The organism is Roseateles sp. GW821-FHT09B06 (assembly GCF_059418245.1).
Map to the genome: position 1 here is coordinate 175,195 of NZ_JBWKPM010000002.1, position 15,465 is coordinate 190,659.

The 15,465-nt window shown below is 67.3% G+C and carries 14 protein-coding genes; 5 read left to right on the plus strand and 9 right to left on the minus strand.

All coding sequences use genetic code 11. The features are described 5' to 3' along the window. Nucleotides 1-6: 6 nt before the first annotated feature. The 3 genes from AC07OQ_RS02645 to AC07OQ_RS02655 all read left to right on the plus strand — a co-directional run bounded on the left by AC07OQ_RS02645 (nucleotide 7) and on the right by AC07OQ_RS02655 (nucleotide 4,220). Nucleotides 7-2,439, plus strand: coding sequence for a putative bifunctional diguanylate cyclase/phosphodiesterase (locus tag AC07OQ_RS02645; RefSeq protein WP_495051536.1), 2,433 nt, complete (start codon nucleotides 7-9; stop codon nucleotides 2,437-2,439). A 381-nt stretch (nucleotides 2,440-2,820) separates the two neighbouring features. Beyond that, complete coding sequence (locus AC07OQ_RS02650) at nucleotides 2,821-3,189, plus strand: DUF1428 domain-containing protein (RefSeq protein ID WP_495051537.1); 369 nt, start codon at nucleotides 2,821-2,823, stop codon at nucleotides 3,187-3,189. 413 nt (nucleotides 3,190-3,602) lie between these two features. Then, nucleotides 3,603-4,220: a YdeI/OmpD-associated family protein gene (locus AC07OQ_RS02655; RefSeq protein ID WP_495051538.1), complete on the plus strand. Its 618-nt coding sequence runs from the start codon at nucleotides 3,603-3,605 to the stop codon at nucleotides 4,218-4,220. A 218-nt stretch (nucleotides 4,221-4,438) separates the two neighbouring features. Here the strand turns inward: AC07OQ_RS02655 and AC07OQ_RS02660 are convergent, their stop codons facing one another. From AC07OQ_RS02660 to AC07OQ_RS02685, 6 genes are all read right to left on the minus strand, one after another. Then, nucleotides 4,439-5,101 carry a response regulator transcription factor gene (locus tag AC07OQ_RS02660; protein WP_495051539.1) on the minus strand — a complete coding sequence of 221 codons (663 nt, stop codon included), beginning with the start codon at nucleotides 5,099-5,101 and terminating at the stop codon, nucleotides 4,439-4,441. 150 nt (nucleotides 5,102-5,251) lie between these two features. Next, nucleotides 5,252-6,577, minus strand: a complete 1,326-nt coding sequence (locus AC07OQ_RS02665; protein WP_495051540.1) for an epoxide hydrolase family protein — start codon at nucleotides 6,575-6,577, stop codon at nucleotides 5,252-5,254. Nucleotides 6,578-6,623: 46 nt separating this feature from the next. Next, on the minus strand, nucleotides 6,624-7,430 hold the full coding sequence (locus AC07OQ_RS02670) for an alpha/beta fold hydrolase (RefSeq protein ID WP_495051541.1): 807 nt from the start codon (nucleotides 7,428-7,430) through the stop codon (nucleotides 6,624-6,626). A gap of 38 nt (nucleotides 7,431-7,468) precedes the next feature. After that, nucleotides 7,469-7,885 (minus strand): organic hydroperoxide resistance protein, encoded by a 417-nt coding sequence (locus AC07OQ_RS02675; RefSeq protein WP_495051667.1) that lies wholly within the window; start codon nucleotides 7,883-7,885, stop codon nucleotides 7,469-7,471. A gap of 209 nt (nucleotides 7,886-8,094) precedes the next feature. Beyond that, nucleotides 8,095-8,877: an Ig-like domain-containing protein gene (locus AC07OQ_RS02680; RefSeq protein WP_495051542.1), complete on the minus strand. Its 783-nt coding sequence runs from the start codon at nucleotides 8,875-8,877 to the stop codon at nucleotides 8,095-8,097. A 7-nt stretch (nucleotides 8,878-8,884) separates the two neighbouring features. Beyond that, entirely contained in the window at nucleotides 8,885-10,117 is a 1,233-nt protein-coding gene (locus AC07OQ_RS02685) for a hypothetical protein (RefSeq protein ID WP_495051543.1), read from the minus strand. 199 nt (nucleotides 10,118-10,316) lie between these two features. Between AC07OQ_RS02685 and AC07OQ_RS02690 the strand changes: the two genes are divergently transcribed. Beyond that, nucleotides 10,317-11,213 carry a LysR family transcriptional regulator gene (locus tag AC07OQ_RS02690; protein ID WP_495051544.1) on the plus strand — a complete coding sequence of 299 codons (897 nt, stop codon included), beginning with the start codon at nucleotides 10,317-10,319 and terminating at the stop codon, nucleotides 11,211-11,213. A gap of 34 nt (nucleotides 11,214-11,247) precedes the next feature. On the opposite strand, the gene AC07OQ_RS02695 is transcribed toward AC07OQ_RS02690, so the two are convergent. Both AC07OQ_RS02695 and AC07OQ_RS02700 read right to left on the minus strand, forming a co-directional pair. Beyond that, a complete protein-coding gene (locus AC07OQ_RS02695; RefSeq protein ID WP_495051545.1) occupies nucleotides 11,248-12,021 on the minus strand; it encodes a pirin family protein in 774 nt (257 codons plus the stop codon). Next, nucleotides 12,018-12,932: a DMT family transporter gene (locus AC07OQ_RS02700; RefSeq protein ID WP_495051546.1), complete on the minus strand. Its 915-nt coding sequence runs from the start codon at nucleotides 12,930-12,932 to the stop codon at nucleotides 12,018-12,020. Before AC07OQ_RS02700 ends, AC07OQ_RS02695 begins: the two co-directional genes overlap by 4 nt. Before the next feature lie 267 nt (nucleotides 12,933-13,199). On the opposite strand from AC07OQ_RS02700, the gene AC07OQ_RS02705 reads away from it, so the two are divergent. Then, the gene (locus tag AC07OQ_RS02705; protein ID WP_495051547.1) at nucleotides 13,200-14,180 is read left to right on the plus strand and encodes a cyclase family protein; all 981 of its coding nucleotides are present in this window, start codon (nucleotides 13,200-13,202) and stop codon (nucleotides 14,178-14,180) included. A 351-nt stretch (nucleotides 14,181-14,531) separates the two neighbouring features. On the opposite strand, the gene AC07OQ_RS02710 is transcribed toward AC07OQ_RS02705, so the two are convergent. Further along, nucleotides 14,532-15,464 carry a 2-hydroxyacid dehydrogenase gene (locus tag AC07OQ_RS02710; protein ID WP_495051548.1) on the minus strand — a complete coding sequence of 311 codons (933 nt, stop codon included), beginning with the start codon at nucleotides 15,462-15,464 and terminating at the stop codon, nucleotides 14,532-14,534. Nucleotide 15,465 lies beyond the last annotated feature (1 nt).

Consider the following 15,465-nt stretch of genomic DNA (forward strand, 5'->3'; position numbering starts at 1 on the left):
GCGGCCATGCCCGCCTTCCTGAACCTGCGCCGGCTCGAAGGCCGCATCGTCGCGCTGTTCCTGGCCCTGCTGCTGGTCGTGCAGCTGGCCAGCTTCGCGGTGATCCGCTCCAGCATCGAGCACAACGCCGACAGCTCGATCGCCGCCGAACTGAAGACCGGCGAGCGCGTGTTCCGCCGCCTGCTGGTGCAGGAGGCCGAGAAGCGCCGCGACGCCGCCGAACTGCTGGCCAAGGACTACGGCTTCAAGGAGGCCATCGGCCTGCCGCTGGCCGAGGCCGGCACGGTCGAGACCATCCGCGACGCGCTGCGCAACCAGGGCGAGCGCATCGGCGCCAGCGTGGTGGTCTATGCCAACCGCGAGCTGCGCCTGGTGGCCGCCACGCGCGAGGACGCCGGCCGCTTCATGGGCCTGCTCGGGCAGATGAGCGCCACGGCCGGTGGCGGCGGTGGCACGCGCGCCGGCGCGCAGGATCTGCAGCTGGCCCTGCTGGACCGGCAGGAGGCCTATCAGATGGTGGCCGTGCCGGTGCGCACGCCGGCGCCGGTGGGCTGGATCCTGATGGGCTTCGCGCTGGACGCGGCCCCGCTGCAGGACCTGAAGACCTTGTCGGAGCTGACCGGCCTGGTGGTGGTCAAGCGCGGCGCCGAGCCCTGGCGGCCGCTGGTCAGCCAGCTGCCGGCCGAGGCCGCGCAGCGCCTGGCCGCCGAGATCCCGGCCGGCGGCGGCCTGTTCGCGCTGACGCTGGCCGGCGAGCAGCTGCGCGGCCGCTTCGCGCCGCTGCTGCAGCAGCAGGACCAGCAGCTGGGCGTCGTGCTGCTGCGCTCCTTCGACGAGGCCGTCGCGCCCTACCGCGAGCTGCAGCTGACCCTGCTGGCGCTGACCCTGATCGGCGTCGCGGTGTTCGCGCTGGGCAGCGTGCTGACGGCGCGGCGCGTCAGCGGCCCGCTGCGCGAGCTGGCGCACGCGGCCCAGCGCCTGGGCCATGGCGACTACGACACGCCGATCCGCGCGCCCGCGCGCGGCGAGGTGGCCGAGGTGCGCGAGCTGGCCACCGCGGTCGAGACCATGCGCACCGACATCCGCGCGCGCGAGGAGCAGGTGCACCGTCTGGCTTTCTGGGACCCGCTGACCGGTCTGCCCAATCGCGTGCAGTTCGGCCAGCGCCTGGCCGAACGGCTGGCCGCCGGCACGCCGGCCGCCTCCTGTGCCGTGCTGATGCTGGACCTGGACCGCTTCAAGCATGTCAACGACGTGCTGGGCCATGGCTTCGGCGACCGCCTGCTGTGCAGCGTGGCGGCGCGGCTGCAGGGCCTGCAGAGCGGCGGCGGCTTCCTGCTGGCGCGCCTGGGCGGGGACGAGTTCGCGCTGCTGCTGGAGGGCGCCGACGAGGCCGCCGCGCTGGCCATGGCCGCACGCATCCACCGCGATTTCGAGACCCCGCTGCGCATCGATGACCAGACGGTGGACCTGGGTGCCGGCATCGGCATCGCGCTGGCCCCGGCGCATGGCCGGGAGGTCGACCCGCTGCTGGCGCGCGCCGAGCTGGCGATGTACGCGGCCAAGCGCCGCCAGAGCGGCAGCATGGTCTACGAGAGCGCGCTGGACGCCGGCAGCCAGGAGGCGCTGAGCCTGCTGGGCGAGCTGCGCCGCGCGATCGAGCAGCAGGAGCTGCGCCTGTTCCTGCAGCCCAAGGTCGACCTGAGGAGCGGCAGGGTGCTCAGCGCCGAGGCCCTGGTGCGCTGGCAGCACCCGACGCGCGGCCTGGTGCCGCCGATGCAGTTCATCCCCTTCGCCGAGCAGACCGGCTTCATCCGCAGCCTGACCGCCTGGGTGATCGAGGAATCGGCCCGCATCGCCCAGCAGGCCCGCCAACTGGGCCTGCCGCTGCGCATCAGCGTCAACCTCTCGACCCGCGACCTGCTGGACCAGGACCTGCCGAGCAAGATCGAGGCCCTGCTGGGCCGGCATGGCGCCGATCCTTCGATGCAATGCCTGGAGATCACCGAGAGCGCCATCATGGACGACCCGCAGCGCGCGCTCGGCACGCTGGAGCGCCTCTCGGAGATGGGCTTCAAGCTGTCGATCGACGACTTCGGCACCGGCTATTCCTCGCTGGCCTATCTGAAGCGCCTGCCGGTCAACGAACTGAAGATCGATCGCAGCTTCGTGATGGCGATGGAGCGCGACATCGACGATGCCAAGATCGTGCGCTCCACCATCGAGCTGGCCCATAACCTGGGCCTGAGCGTGGTGGCCGAGGGCATCGAGACCGGCAAGGCCTGGAAGCTGCTGGCCGAGCTGGGCTGCGACGAGGGCCAGGGCTATTTCATCGGCCGGCCGATGCCGGCCCAGGAACTGCTGGACTGGCTGCCGATCTGGCGCGCACCGGATCTCAGCGGCGAGTCGCTGGACACGGTCATGGCGGGCCTGAACTGAGCGGCGCGGCCGGCCTTTCAGGGGGCGACACCGGCAGCCCGGTCTGCGGTAGCCGCGGTGCAATCATCGTTGCGCAGAATTTTGTGTCGCCCACAGGTTTCATGGCAGGCGCTTGGCCGGAGTCGGCCAGGCGCGGGCATTGTTGAAAGGCGGTGCTCGGGCCGCTCCAGCGTGACCTGGGAGGCCAATGCGTCTACGCTGAGGGCGCCGCGACGGCCGACCCGGCGGGCATTCTGCAGCGGCGCTACTCCAGCACCGCCACAGGGCGCATGTCCTCCCGCCAGGCACGCCATGTCGATTTGGCTTCCCGTCGTTCGTCGATGGGATACGAGGTGCCCTCGGGCGGGCGCGTCGCCCGGTCAACTTAACAGGAGTGAAGACATGTCATACATCGATGGTTTCGTGATCGCGGTCCCCACCGCCAACAAGCAGAAGTTCATCGAGCACGCGCGCCATTTCGACGCGATGTTCATCGAGCTGGGCGCAACCCGCGTGATCGAAGCCTGGGGCGACGACGTCCCCGACGGCAAAGTCACCGATTTCCGCCGCGCAGTCCAGGCCACGGCCGAGGAGACGGTGGCCTTTTCGTGGGTCGAATGGCCGGACAAGGCCACGCGCGACGCAGGCATGAAGAAGATGATGGAAGACCCGCGCATGGATCCGTCCACACCCGGCAACCCGCCCATGCCCTTCGACGGCAAACGCATGATCTTCGGCGGTTTCGAACAGGTGGTCGAAGTCAAGGCTTGAGCGGCGGGGGCGACGACGCCGCCCCTGGACGTGCCAGGCGTCACGGCGGGCGTCTGGCGCAAGCTGTCGGCCCGCAGGCGGTGGCTCCCAGACATCGCGTTGGACGCCCGCTCCGGGGCCCAGAAAACGCCGCGCACTTCCCCGTTGCGGTCCCCGTATGTCGGCGCTCGGGACCTTGCATGGCTTCACGTTCGCGGTCAAGACCAGCCGTTCATGGCCGACTCCTCGCGGGCATCGCGGCCGGGTGCCGAGGCGCAGGCGCGCAGCGTAGCGCGATCGAACGCCGTCGTGTGAGCGGCGCGATTGCCGCGCTGGCTCTGGCAAGGCCGGCCTTTCCAGGCCGCAACAATGCACCAAGGCCCAGGCCACGGTGCAGCGAACCGCGCTGGCTCTCTTGCGGCACACTCCATGCGATGCCCGCCGCCAGATCCACCATCCAACCCGACGCCTCCCCGACCTTGTTCAAGAGCGCCAAGGCTTTCGAGACCTGGCTGAAGAAGAATCACGCCACCTCCGGCGGCCTCTGGCTCAAGATCGCCAAGCGGGGCGCCAATGAAACCAGCGTCACCTACCCCGAGGCGGTGGAAATCGCGCTCTGCTGGGGCTGGATCGACGGCCAGAAGAAGGGCCTCGACGACCAGCACTTTCTCCAACGCTTCACGCCGCGGCGCGCGCGCAGCATTTGGTCGAAGATCAACATCGGCAAGGTCGCGGCGCTCATCGAGGCGGGCCGCATGCAGGCGCCGGGCTACGCGCAGATCGAGGCCGCCAAGGCCGACGGACGCTGGGCGCAGGCCTACGACGGAGCGCGCACGTCCGCGGTGCCCGAGGACCTGTTGGTGGCGCTGGAAGCCGAGCCGAGGGCCAAGGCATTCTTTGCAACGATCAACGCGGCCAATCGCTACGCGGTGCTGTGGCGCATACAGACGGCCGTGAAGGCCGAGACGCGTGCAAGGCGCATCGCCCAGCTGGTGGAGATGCTAGCGCGCGGCGAGACCATCCACATCTTCAAGCCCAGTGCCAAGACATGACCGCGAGGTGCACGCCCGGTCTCGTCGCCCACACCTCTTGAAGCGCGGCCACGAGGCTTCACCGGATGTCACCGACGGCGCCGGCACTTCCTTCGGAACCAACTTTCAGGTCGAGACGAATATCGAACATTGGGAGCGAGAGGCTCGAGAGCCTGACTGCGCGCCAGCGGCCAGAAGCAGCCCACTAGGGCTGGCTGCTTCGGAGGATGTTCACGCGGTCACGGCTCACCTTGGCGCGCGTTGCGGTGGCCAGCCCCCAGTTGATGGGGCGTGCCGCTCCCCAAAAGGCCGCGACGCATTGCAATGGCGGCGGCCTGCGTGCGGGACGAGGCGTTGAGCTTGGCAAGGACGGCTCTCATGTGTGACTTCACGGTGCCGACTTCTATGCCGAGCTGGCGTGCGATCAGCTTGTTGGATTCACCCTTCACCACCACTTGCAGCACTTCGATTTCACGCGAGGTGAGCGACACCCGCGCGAGGCTGTCGGCAATGCGATGGGCCACCGCACGACCCAGATGACGGCCACCATTGGCCAGCGCCGTCACGCCGTCGACGAGTTCTTGCACGGGGCCGCCGAGGAGCATATAGCCGTGGATGCCCGCTTCGATCGCGCGCCGAACGTCGATCTCACGATCGTTGGAGGTCAGCGCCAGGATCCTCGTGCCGGAAAGTGGACCGTGCTCCGGGAGTGTCTCGAGCAAGCGCATGGCTTGGTGGTAGTCGACGACGACGACGTCGATCGGATCATCCGTACGCTGCGCGTCGAGCAGATCTTCGAACACGTCGAAGCCTAGGTGTCGGCGCAAGGAAGTCACGACGCCCGCGCGTACGAGGGGGTCATGATGCAGCGCGAGGATCTTGAAGCGTTTAGTGTTGTCCATGGCGGAAGAAGAGGGGAAGGCAGCCAGTTGTTGGCGCACTTTTTTGAGGAGGCGAACTCTCGCGCCCTCGACCTGCGAGGGATCTCGATGGGGTAGTCGCGTGCGACCAGGTGCTGGTCAAGACGCAGACACGCGGCTTCATAACGCCCTTCAACCATGCAACGACTTGAACCCCGCGCGCAGCTCTGCGGCGAAGACCTCCGGTTGCTCCCACGCGGCGAAGTGCCCTCCCTTGTCGAGCCTGCCGTAGTGGACGAGCTTGGGATACGCCCGCTCCGTCCAGCTGCGCGGTGCCGTGTAGATCTCGTCAGGGAAGGCGCTCACCGCGACAGGCAGGGGAACTCCCTTGGGCGCGAAGAAGGCCAGCTTGCTTTCCCAGTAAAGGCGTGCCGAGGAAATGCCCGTCTTCGTCAGCCAGTAGAGCGTGATGTTGTCGAGGATGTCGTTTCGCGTCAGGCCTTCGGACTTGCCCGCGAAGACGCGCGAGATGAGCGCGTAGCTGCGCGCGTCGTGGTCGAGCATCCAGGCGGCGAGTCCGGCCGGTGAGTCCTCGATCCCGTAGAGAGTCTGGGGACGCTTGCTCATCTCCTGTGCGTAGGACAGGCCGTTCTTGTAGAAGAAGTCGAGCTGATCGTACGCGTACTTCTCTTCCGCCGAAAGACCGGCGGGTGGTGCACCACCCGCCTGCAGCGCCTTCGCAATGTCATCAGGGATCGTGGCAGGCATGTTGGTGTGAATGCCGACCAGGCCCGGAGGCGTCAGCAGCGCCATCTGCTCGGTGACCGCATTGCCCCAGTCGCCGCCTTGCGCGACATAGCGCGTGTAGCCCAGGCGCTTCATCAGCACGGCCCAGGCACGCGCGATGCGGATTGGGTCCCAGCCCAGCGTAGTGGGCTTCCCCGAAAAGCCATGGCCCGGCAACGAGGGAATCACCGCGTCGAAAGCGTCCGATGCGGCCCCGCCGTGGGCCGTCGGGTTGGTCAGCGGATCGATGATCTTCATCTGCTCGACGATCGAACCCGGCCACCCGTGCGTGACGATCACTGGCAGCGCGTTCGGATGCTTCGAACGAACGTGGATGAAGTGGATGTCCACGCCGTCGATGGTCGTGACGAACTGCGGCAACGAATTCAGCCTCGCCTCGAACTTGCGCCAGTCGTAGTCCGTCTGCCAGGTGCGCGCGAGTTCGCGCATCGTTGCGAGTTGCACGCCCTGCGATGCATCCGTCACCAGTTCGGGCGAAGGCCATCGGGTCGCGGCGATTCGCCGGCGCAAGTCTGTCAGCTCGATCTGGGGCACGTGGACGGCGAACGGGCGGATGCGGGCATCATCACCTGGCGAGTCCGCCGCGACATCATCGCTGTGGGCATCGGCAAGGGCGAACGCCGACGGGCTCGCGAGAAGCGCTGCGGCCGAACCGGCAAGAAGGTGGCGCCGGGACAGCGGCGAGGACGGCGGATTTTCGAGGGGGCTCATGGGAGTGGTCTTTCAATCTGAGATGGCTGGAAAGCCGAAGCAGCGCTCAATCGGCGGCCGCTTCCTCGATCAGAGCGGCGACCTCGTCGGCATGCGATACCAGGACGGCGTGCGATGCGCCCTGCACCGCGACGGTGTGCTTCGATCCCGCGCGTTGCGCCATGAACGCAAGCAGCGGCGGCGCGATGGCCTTGTCGGCCGTGCCGTAGATGAACCTGGAGGGCACATCCTTCCAGGCAGGGGCGCCCGCCTTCTCGGTGAACGCGACCTCGGCGACAGGCCTTTGCGTGGCCGCGAGGAGAGCCGCGATGCGCTCGGGAACGTCGGCCGCAACCTGTTCGCGGTACTTGGCTTGCTGGACATAAAGGTCGTTGCCCCCGCCGGGCAGGGTCACCGGCACCAGCGCCGATCCCAATGTGCTGCCAGGGTACCGTGCCCCCAGTTCACCGAGGGCCTCACCGCTTTCGGGCGCAAACGCCGCCACGAACACGAGGCCCTTGATGTTGGGCTTGCCCTCGGCAGCGTTCGAAATCACGGCGCCACCATACGAGTGGCCCACCATCACCACGGGCCCGGGGATCGTGTCCAGCAGATTGGACACATAGGCCGAATCGCTTCGCAGTCCGCGCAGGGGATTGGCCACCGCCACTACGGGGTAGCCTTTCGCGAAAATGCGTTCGATGACGGATTCCCAGCTCAGGGACTCGGCAAAGGCGCCGTGAACGAGAACGATGGTCGGCTTCCCTGAGGGCGAAGCGGCTTGCGCTGGGGTTTGAAGCAGAGCGGTGCATACAACCAGAAGCGCGAGGAAGGCGTTCTGGAGGGTTTGGAGCGTCGTCTTGGTCGTGGTCATGAGGTTCTTCCGATCGGGTCGTTGAGTAGTCGGGCGGCTCAGACAATGTTGAAGGACACGTCGAGGTTGCCGCGGGTCGCTTTCGAGTAAGGGCAGGTCTGGTGTGCGTCGCGAACCAGGGCATCCACAAGCGCGCGATCCAGGCCCGGCACATGGACGTTGAGTCGAGCCCGCAGCGAATAGCTGTCGCCCGTGAGGCCCAGGTCCACTTCGGCATCGATGGCCGTATCGGCGGGCAAGGTGACGTTTCTAGCCTTCGCAGCCAGACCCATGGCACCCATGAAGCAAGCCGACCACCCGACAGCAAACAGCTGCTCCGGGTTTGTGCCCGGCCTGTTGCTGCCGGGGCTGCTCAGCCTCACATCGAGCGCGCCATCGCTGGACTTGCCGGCGCCATCGCGCCCACCCGTGGTGTGGGTCTTGGCGGTGTACAGAACCTTGTCGATTTCAGTGATCATGATCATTCCTTTGGATGGATTGGTGATTGAGGTTGGAAAGAAGTTGGAGCGATTCAGAGATGGATAGTCATAACAGCTGCGGCGGGGCGAACTCTCGCGCCCTCGACCTGCGACGGATCTCGATGAGCTTGTGTCGGGCAGGTGATCACCACCAGGCTCTCAGGACTTGCCCCTGAAGCCTGTTTACGGCGCTCGGACCATCGCTGCTAGGGGCTCCGCTTGCGCGTCAGCTGCGCTCGGGCAATCGTTAGAGGGATGTAGACGTCGGCGGCAGCCGGCTCATGGGCAGCCCCTGGCGACTCGAAGTGCCCGTTCAACCGGTTGCCGGAAGGATCCTCGAGGTTGCCAAAGACGGCCAGCGTGTACCGCGATTCAGTCCAGGGGGCATCGGGCGTGAAGGTCCATCTCTTTTCGCCAACTTCCAGCCGAGCGCGCCCCTGGATTCGGCGATTGCTCGAATTCGCAACCGCGAGGTAGTCGACATCCCGACCATCGATGGGCGCGTCCAACTCCACCACCAGCGGCTCGCGCGTGCTCGCAAGGACGCTTCCGACGTTCCAGCGAGGCGGGCGCGGGCCGTCGTGGTCGTCCGGACCCACCTTCCAGCGCTTGATTTCCTGGCCGTCCAATGTCAGCACGACCAACCCGTCGGCGTGGAGCACAGGTCCGACGGTGTCGTGGGCGATCAACCCGCTCTTCACGCGCCCAGGATGCAGAAGCACCGTCAAAATCTTGCCGCTCGGGGACCAGAGTTCCTGCTCCAAAAACGGCTTGTCGATGACATCGCCGTTGGCCTGGCGCAGTCCCAACCGAGGCAGTAGGTCCTCGCCAACAGGCTGCGCGAACGCCAAGGAGATGCGAAGCAGGTTCGCTGGCACCTCCAGCCCTGAGGGTTGGACGGCAACAGGCACCCACTGGGCAGCGGCCGTCTGAGCGGCAGCCGCTGCCCACAGGGCCAGCACACACAGGGCTCGCAGCGCCTTCGTCATACCAGCCTCACTCGTGCGAACCGATGAGCTCGGGGAACCCCTCCTGCTTCATCAGGATGTCATGGGCAGGCTTGAAGTACTTGAGCTGGAACTCGTTGTTGTTGTAGCGGTACTGCGGGAAGTCGTACTCGGAGACGAAATCGGTCAGCCGGAACAGCATGGCCTTGTCGAACGTCACCAACTGCAGGGCATCCTTCTCCAGAGCCCGGCGCACGACGATGAAGAACTGGTCGTCGAGGTTGTCGATGCGGGTGACCCCCACCAGCGGTGCCGGCGTCTCCTGCACGCCGACGATTTGACCGGCAGGCACGGGCTTGTCGATGCCGGGCTTCCTATTCGCAGCCTCGACCTCGGAGACCGGGATGATGTTGCCCGAGCGGTGGTAGTTCAGCAGCATCAGCATGTCTTGCGGCTTGCCGCTCGGGTCCTTGGCGCTGTACGAGATCATGTCCGCGGGCGTGTTGCCGTAGCCCAGTTCGGCGATGGCTTTGCCCTTGATGTGCGCACCGTCCTTCAGGTCCTCGAGCGGAATGGTCACAAGCGGCGTGCAGAGATACGCGGCGACGACGTACGGCTTACCGCCAAGCGTTGCGAACGACATCGCGCGAATGGGAGCGCGCGTTTCGATCTGGTTGTGCGTGGTGTGGTAGATCTCCACAGAGGTCATCGTCTGCTTGTCGGTGAACGGGTACGGGATGCGGCGCAGCGTCGACGCGAAGTCCTGGTTCGACAGGCCCGCAACAAACAACTCGCCGCTGTTCCACTTCATGTCCGTGACCGTGAAGCTGCGCTCCGGAGTTTCCTTCCAGAACTCGGCCTTGGAGTTGTTCGCGTTTTTCAACGTCACCGTCGTCGACTTCATGCTCGCCAGGTTGAGCTTGCGCACCTTTTGGTCGGAAGTGACTGCAACGATCGCCGGTGTCTTGTTCGCTCCGACGCTCACTGCCAGGTACACCTCGCCCGAGGCAGGACGCGCTGCCATGTCTTCGACCTTGACCTTGCCGGCGCCGAGCGACTTGGACAGCAACGCCTCCAAGTCCACGATGTTGAAGGTCCCTTCGCCCTTCCTGGGCACAGGCGCCGGCAACGCCAGCGCATGTACCTGGGCGCCTTTCCAGTCGGCAACAAAGAGAATGCTGTCGGGTCCGAATGCGAGCCTCGATACGGACTTCACGTCGGCGGCAAAGGTTCCGGTGGCTACCAAAGCGGCCGCGACGGCAACGAGCATCTTCGAATGCATATCAAGACTCCTAGAGGGGGTTACGTGGCGCCTGAGACCACGTGGGAATACTCCGGCGGCCGTTGGAATTTCATCTGGTGTCTACATAGAGGACGGAATGGGCGGGCCCAACCCTGCATGAAGCACAAGGCGCCTCTGGTATTCGGTGAAAGGAGGTCGTACGATCGCTCGCGACAGGTTGCCCGCCGCGAGGAGACCCATGGACAGACACCTGGCCCTGCATTGCTTCTGTCGCGTTGTCGAGACGGGCGGGTTCTCTGCGGCAGCCCGCGATCTCGACTCCTCGCCGGCGATGGTGACCAAGTACATCCAGTATCTCGAGGAGTGGACGGGCAGTCGCCTGATCGCACGAACCACGCGACGCATGCAACTCACCGAGGCCGGTGAGCGCTTCTATGCGTACTGCCGGCGCGTGCTGGACGACACCGAGCGCACGCTGGGAGCGATCCGCACGGCCCGCGGCGAGCTGTCCGGCCGGCTGGTGCTGGCGGTGCCGGTGTCGCTCACGCTGGCCTTCCTCAAGGACCACCTGCACGCGTTCCAGGCGGCGCACCCGGGCATCGAGCTCGAGCTGAGGCTGTCGGACCGGCCCGTCGACCTGGTGCGCGACGGCATCGACGTAGCGTTGCGCGGCCAGGCGCAGCTCGATGATTCCTCGCTGGTCGCGGTGCCGCTGATGATGATCCAGCGTGCCGTGGCCGCGGCGCCGGATTACTGGCGGCAGCATGGCAAGCCCGAACATCCATCGGCCCTGGACGGCCACAACTGCCTGCCCTATCTTCTCGGCAGCGACGCCACGCGCTGGCAGTTCGACGGCCCTGGCGGCCCGCAGGCCGTGGAGATTCGCGGCAACTTCCGCGCGGACAACAGCCTTGCGTTGATCGACGCGATGATCCGGGGCGTCGGCGTGGGACTCGTTCCGCGCGCGATGATCCGGAGCGAAATCGCCGAATGCCGGCTGGAGACCGCGCTGGACGACTGGCGTGCCGAACCGCGCCAGCTGTTCGCCGTCTACCCCAGCCGCGAGCACCTGCCGGAGCGGGTGCGCACGCTGCTGAATTTCCTGAAGGAGCGGCTGGTCCGGGTGGACGCTTGAGCGCAGGCTGGAGCGGGTCATGACAGGGGCTCCCTCAAGCGTTCGTGTGGACGGCGGAGGACGCGACCAAGCCGGTTTGCGGGTCGACCGCGGCGGTGTCGAAACGCAGTAGTTCGGCCGGCAATGCCGCGTGCAGTTGCAGTTCAGGCACGCCGTCGAAGAACACGATGGCGTCGCCGGTCTCGAGGACGGCGCGGCCGAGGCCGGCGCCGTGCACTTCAATGCGTCCCTCCATCAAGTGCAGATAGATGCCGCCCTTGGCGCGTGCGGGTATCTCGAGCGCCCGGCCCGGCTCGGCGCGGCCGAGGGCGAGCACCACGTCGGTGCCGATGTCGAGCTCACCGTCCCGCGGATGCGGCGATACCAGGGTGCGCCAGGTGCCGGGCGTGGGCGCCTGGTACGGGCGCCGTTCGACAGTCGGTTTGAGGCCCTTGGTGGATGGCGCGAACCAGAGCTGGAAGTGATGGTCGACCTCGTGCGGCGAGACGTTCCACTGCCGATGGCGGATGCCGCGCCCCGCCCGCATCCACTGCAATTCGCCGGGCCGTATCAGCATCTCGCGGCCCTGACTGTCGCGATGCTCGATGGCGCCGCTTTGCGGCAGCATGACGATCTCGAGGTCGTGGTGCGGGTGCATCTGAAAGCCGGTGCCCGGCTGCACGCGGTCCTCGTTGAGTGCCAGCAGCGGGCCGAAACGCGGGCGTTGCGGATCGATGTAGTCGCCGAAGCTGAAGCTGAAGCTCGCGTCGAGCCAGGCGGTGCGCATCGTGCCGCGCTCGGCGCTGCGACGAATTTCGAAATGGCTCATGCTGACACTCCCGGATCGTGGCGGACCGCAACAGGAATGGGGGTCCGCGCCGGCGACTGCAGCAGAACCAGAGCTGCGAACACCAGGGCGGCCGCGGGCCACACCGTCCACGGCAGTCGCTCGCCGAAGGCGAAGGTGCCGATCGCCACCCCTGGCAGCATCATCACGTAGCCGATGAAGCTGAAGGTCACCGGCTCGGCCCGCCGCTGCAGCGCGAAGTAGAAGAGGTAGCCGACGGTGAGCACACCGGCCTGCAGCGCCAGCCAGCCGAGGGCCGGGGCAGTCAGCGGCGGTGCGATGTTGCCCAGGGCGAGGCCGGCGAGCGCGAGGATCGACGACGAGACCAGCAGCGTGCTCGACGACATCCACTCGCCGCTGGCGCCGGGTGGCATGCGGCGCGAGCGATAGACATTGGCCACGCCGATCGAGGCCGGAATGGCCAGCGCGATGGCCAGCAAAGCCGGCGTGGCCTCGAACGAGCCGCCGCGGCCGGTGAGCATCAGCAGCGCCCCGGACAAGCCGAGCCCGACCGCGATCCCGCGGCGCAGCACGAGCCGCTCGAGGCCAAGCAGCACCGTGACCAGCAGCGTGAACACCGGCGGCAGCGTCAGCGACAAGGATGCGAAGCCGGCGCCGGCCTGCGACGACAGCCAGAACGCTGCGGTCATCGGCAGCGCGTGGCCGAACAGGCCGGCGACGCTGCCGAAGCGCATCAGGCGCGGCAAGTCGGCAGGACGTCCTTGCCGAAGCAGCCCGATCGCACCGAGCAGTAGGCCGGCTGCCAGCGTGGGCCACAGCGCGAAGGCGAGTGCGCCCACGCCGTGGTGCGCCGCGACCTTCGCGATCGGTGTGCCGAGGCCGAGTGTCATGCCGGTGCCGAGCAGCAGCGGCCAGAGTCGGGACAGGTTCATGGTGAAGGCTCCGCGTTGATGTCCTGCTCAGTCTAGGAACCGGGTTGCTGCCGATCGAGAGGCGCCGTGGAAATTCACTGTTCACTGCGGATTGGGGAATCGAAGATTCGTGGCGTTAAGCCGGGCGTGCGCTGTTGCGCGACCACCCAGCTGCAGCGTTCACTGGGCGTGAAGAGTGAGTTCACGCCTGCATCCTTTGAACCGATGGGTACACCTTCTACCGTGCGCGGCGTGCGGAACTAGCCGCACGATCAAACGGAGACCAGCATGAAACGATCACTTCTCGCCGTCTGTCTAGCCCTTGCCGCTGGCATCGCCGGCGCCGCGTCCGAGCAGCCTCAGGTCGGCCGCAGCCCGTGGGGCCCCGACGATGAAATCGGCCGCCTCAACCTCATGACGCCACAGTCGCGCGCCGACGTGCTCGGCCGGCTCGACGGTCGCCGTGTCTACGACCTGTCGGTCGAATACTTCATCGGCATGCCCGGCTGGCATGCGGCCGGCGATCCGCGCTACCAGTTCTGGATGACGCACACGCCGAACGGCACGGTCGTGGACGACCCGGTCGGCGTGGGAAGCGCTCAGAACGAGCACGTGAGCTACACCGGTGCTGCGATCTCGATGTACACGCACACCGGCACTCACATCGATGCGCTGAATCACTTCGGCCTCGACGGGCGCATCTGGAATGGGTTTGAGGCGAGCAAGCACCTCGGCGACCGAGGCTGGCGCAAGACCGGGGCCGAAAAGCTGCCGCCGATCATCGCGCGAGGCGTGCTGATCGACGTCGCGTCAGCGCGTGGTGTCGACGCACTGCCGCCGGGCTATCGCGTCCGCAAGGCAGACCTGGTCGATGCCCTGGCCCGCCAGGGCGTGAGTCTTCGACTTGGCGACGTGGTCCTGATCCGCACAGGCCGCATGAAGCAGTATGCGGATGCTGACGCGTATGTGAAGGAGCCGCCGGGCATGTCCGTCGACGCCGCCAGGTTCCTCGTGGAGGAAGGCGGCGCCATGGTCGTCGGCGCGGACAACCTGAGCTTTGAGACCTTTCCACCGGAGGCGGAGGGCAACTACGTGCCGGTCCATACCTATCTGCTCGCGCAGCAGGGCGCGCCGATCATGGAGCTGGTACAACTGGAGGAACTCGCGCGCGACCGGGTCTACGAGTTCGCCTTCATCGGGGCCTCGCTGAAGCTGCGCGGAGGCGATGCGGCGCCGATGCGGCCGCTGGCCATTCCCTTGCGCCGATGACAGGCGTTGCCCGCCGACGTGGCTGGCTGGCGGTGGACGTACGCTCCAATACTGGCCCGCAAGGCCCGGCCAGTCGTCGGGGCGAGAGCTCTGCTGACCCCAGGTACTGCCGCTTCGAATGCTTCTAGCCGAAGGCTGTCCTCGAGGCACCGGCAGAGTCGGCTTTTGAGAAGGCCGCCACTAGAACGCTAACGACCGCTCAGGGTCGTGACCCGCCGTCCATCGACTTCGCGCGCCGCCGTTGACGGTCTCCGGTCGCTGTCGCCATCGGCACCGCACTGAACGACCGGTCCGGGATGTCGATAGCGCGTCGTCCGGACAGCCCTGTCCGGTCTCGACGACAGCTGGTGCTCAGTAGCCGCGCATGCGCTCCACCAGATGCGCCGGTTCGCGGCCCGCGCGCAGCGCCCGCACATTGGCCGCCACCAGCGCGGCGGCGCTGCGTGCATCGGTCTGCGCCGCGGTGTGCGGCAGCACGGTGACGCGCTCATGCGACCAGAAGGGATGCTCGGGCGGTAGCGGCTCGACCTGGAACACGTCCAGCACCGCATGGCCGATGCGGCCCGCATCCAGCGCCGCCAGCAGATCGGCCTCCACCACATGGGCGCCGCGCGCCAGGTTCACGAAACCGGCGCCGGGCTTGCACTGCGCCAGCCGCGCCGCGTCGAAGAAGCCGCGCGTCGCCGCGGTCAGCGGCAGCAGGTTGATCACGGTATCGGCCCGGCCCAGGGCCTCGGCCAGCGCGGCCTCGCCGTGGATGCAGTCGATGCCCGGCAGCTCCGACTCGGGGCGAGGCCGGCCGCCGTAGCCGCTCACCGCATAGCCCTGGCCCGCCAGGACGCGCGCGACGCGCCCGCCCAGCTCGCCCAGGCCCAGCACCAGCACGCGCCACTCGGCCGCGCGCGGCTGCGCCGGCTGGCGCCACAGGCGCCGGCGCTGCTGCGCCTGCACCGCGAAGAAGCCGCGGTGCAGGGCGAGCACGGCCCACAGCGCGGTCTGCGGCATGGCCTCGTTCATCGCCGGGTCCACCATGCGCGCCAGCGGGATGTCCGCCGGCAGCGTCTCGTCGGCCAGCAGCTTCTCGACCCCGGCCCACAGCGACTGGATGAAGGCCAGCCGCGGCAGTCCCTGCAGCGCGCCCGGCGGCGGATTGGCCACCACCGCGATCTCCACCTCGGGGCCGGGCTCCAGCACCCATTGCTCCTCGGGCAGCACCTCGCGCAGCATTGCGAGCCATTGGTCGCGCTCCGCCGCCTCCCAGCGGCCGCTCAGCAGCACACTCATG

Bases quoted from the DNA above. Each gene is read 5' to 3' on its own strand.
- AC07OQ_RS02645 (WP_495051536.1), top strand. From the start codon at position 7: ATGCCCGCCTTCCTGAACCTGCGCCGGCTCGAAGGCCGCATCGTCGCG.
- AC07OQ_RS02650 (WP_495051537.1), top strand. From the start codon at position 2,821: ATGTCATACATCGATGGTTTCGTGATCGCGGTCCCCACCGCCAACAAG.
- AC07OQ_RS02655 (WP_495051538.1), top strand. From the start codon at position 3,603: ATGCCCGCCGCCAGATCCACCATCCAACCCGACGCCTCCCCGACCTTG.
- AC07OQ_RS02660 (WP_495051539.1), bottom strand. From the start codon at position 5,101: ATGGACAACACTAAACGCTTCAAGATCCTCGCGCTGCATCATGACCCC.
- AC07OQ_RS02665 (WP_495051540.1), bottom strand. From the start codon at position 6,577: ATGAGCCCCCTCGAAAATCCGCCGTCCTCGCCGCTGTCCCGGCGCCAC.
- AC07OQ_RS02670 (WP_495051541.1), bottom strand. From the start codon at position 7,430: ATGACCACGACCAAGACGACGCTCCAAACCCTCCAGAACGCCTTCCTC.
- AC07OQ_RS02680 (WP_495051542.1), bottom strand. From the start codon at position 8,877: ATGACGAAGGCGCTGCGAGCCCTGTGTGTGCTGGCCCTGTGGGCAGCG.
- AC07OQ_RS02685 (WP_495051543.1), bottom strand. From the start codon at position 10,117: ATGCATTCGAAGATGCTCGTTGCCGTCGCGGCCGCTTTGGTAGCCACC.
- AC07OQ_RS02690 (WP_495051544.1), top strand. From the start codon at position 10,317: ATGGACAGACACCTGGCCCTGCATTGCTTCTGTCGCGTTGTCGAGACG.
- AC07OQ_RS02695 (WP_495051545.1), bottom strand. From the start codon at position 12,021: ATGAGCCATTTCGAAATTCGTCGCAGCGCCGAGCGCGGCACGATGCGC.
- AC07OQ_RS02700 (WP_495051546.1), bottom strand. From the start codon at position 12,932: ATGAACCTGTCCCGACTCTGGCCGCTGCTGCTCGGCACCGGCATGACA.
- AC07OQ_RS02705 (WP_495051547.1), top strand. From the start codon at position 13,200: ATGAAACGATCACTTCTCGCCGTCTGTCTAGCCCTTGCCGCTGGCATC.
- AC07OQ_RS02710 (WP_495051548.1), bottom strand. From the start codon at position 15,464: ATGAGTGTGCTGCTGAGCGGCCGCTGGGAGGCGGCGGAGCGCGACCAA.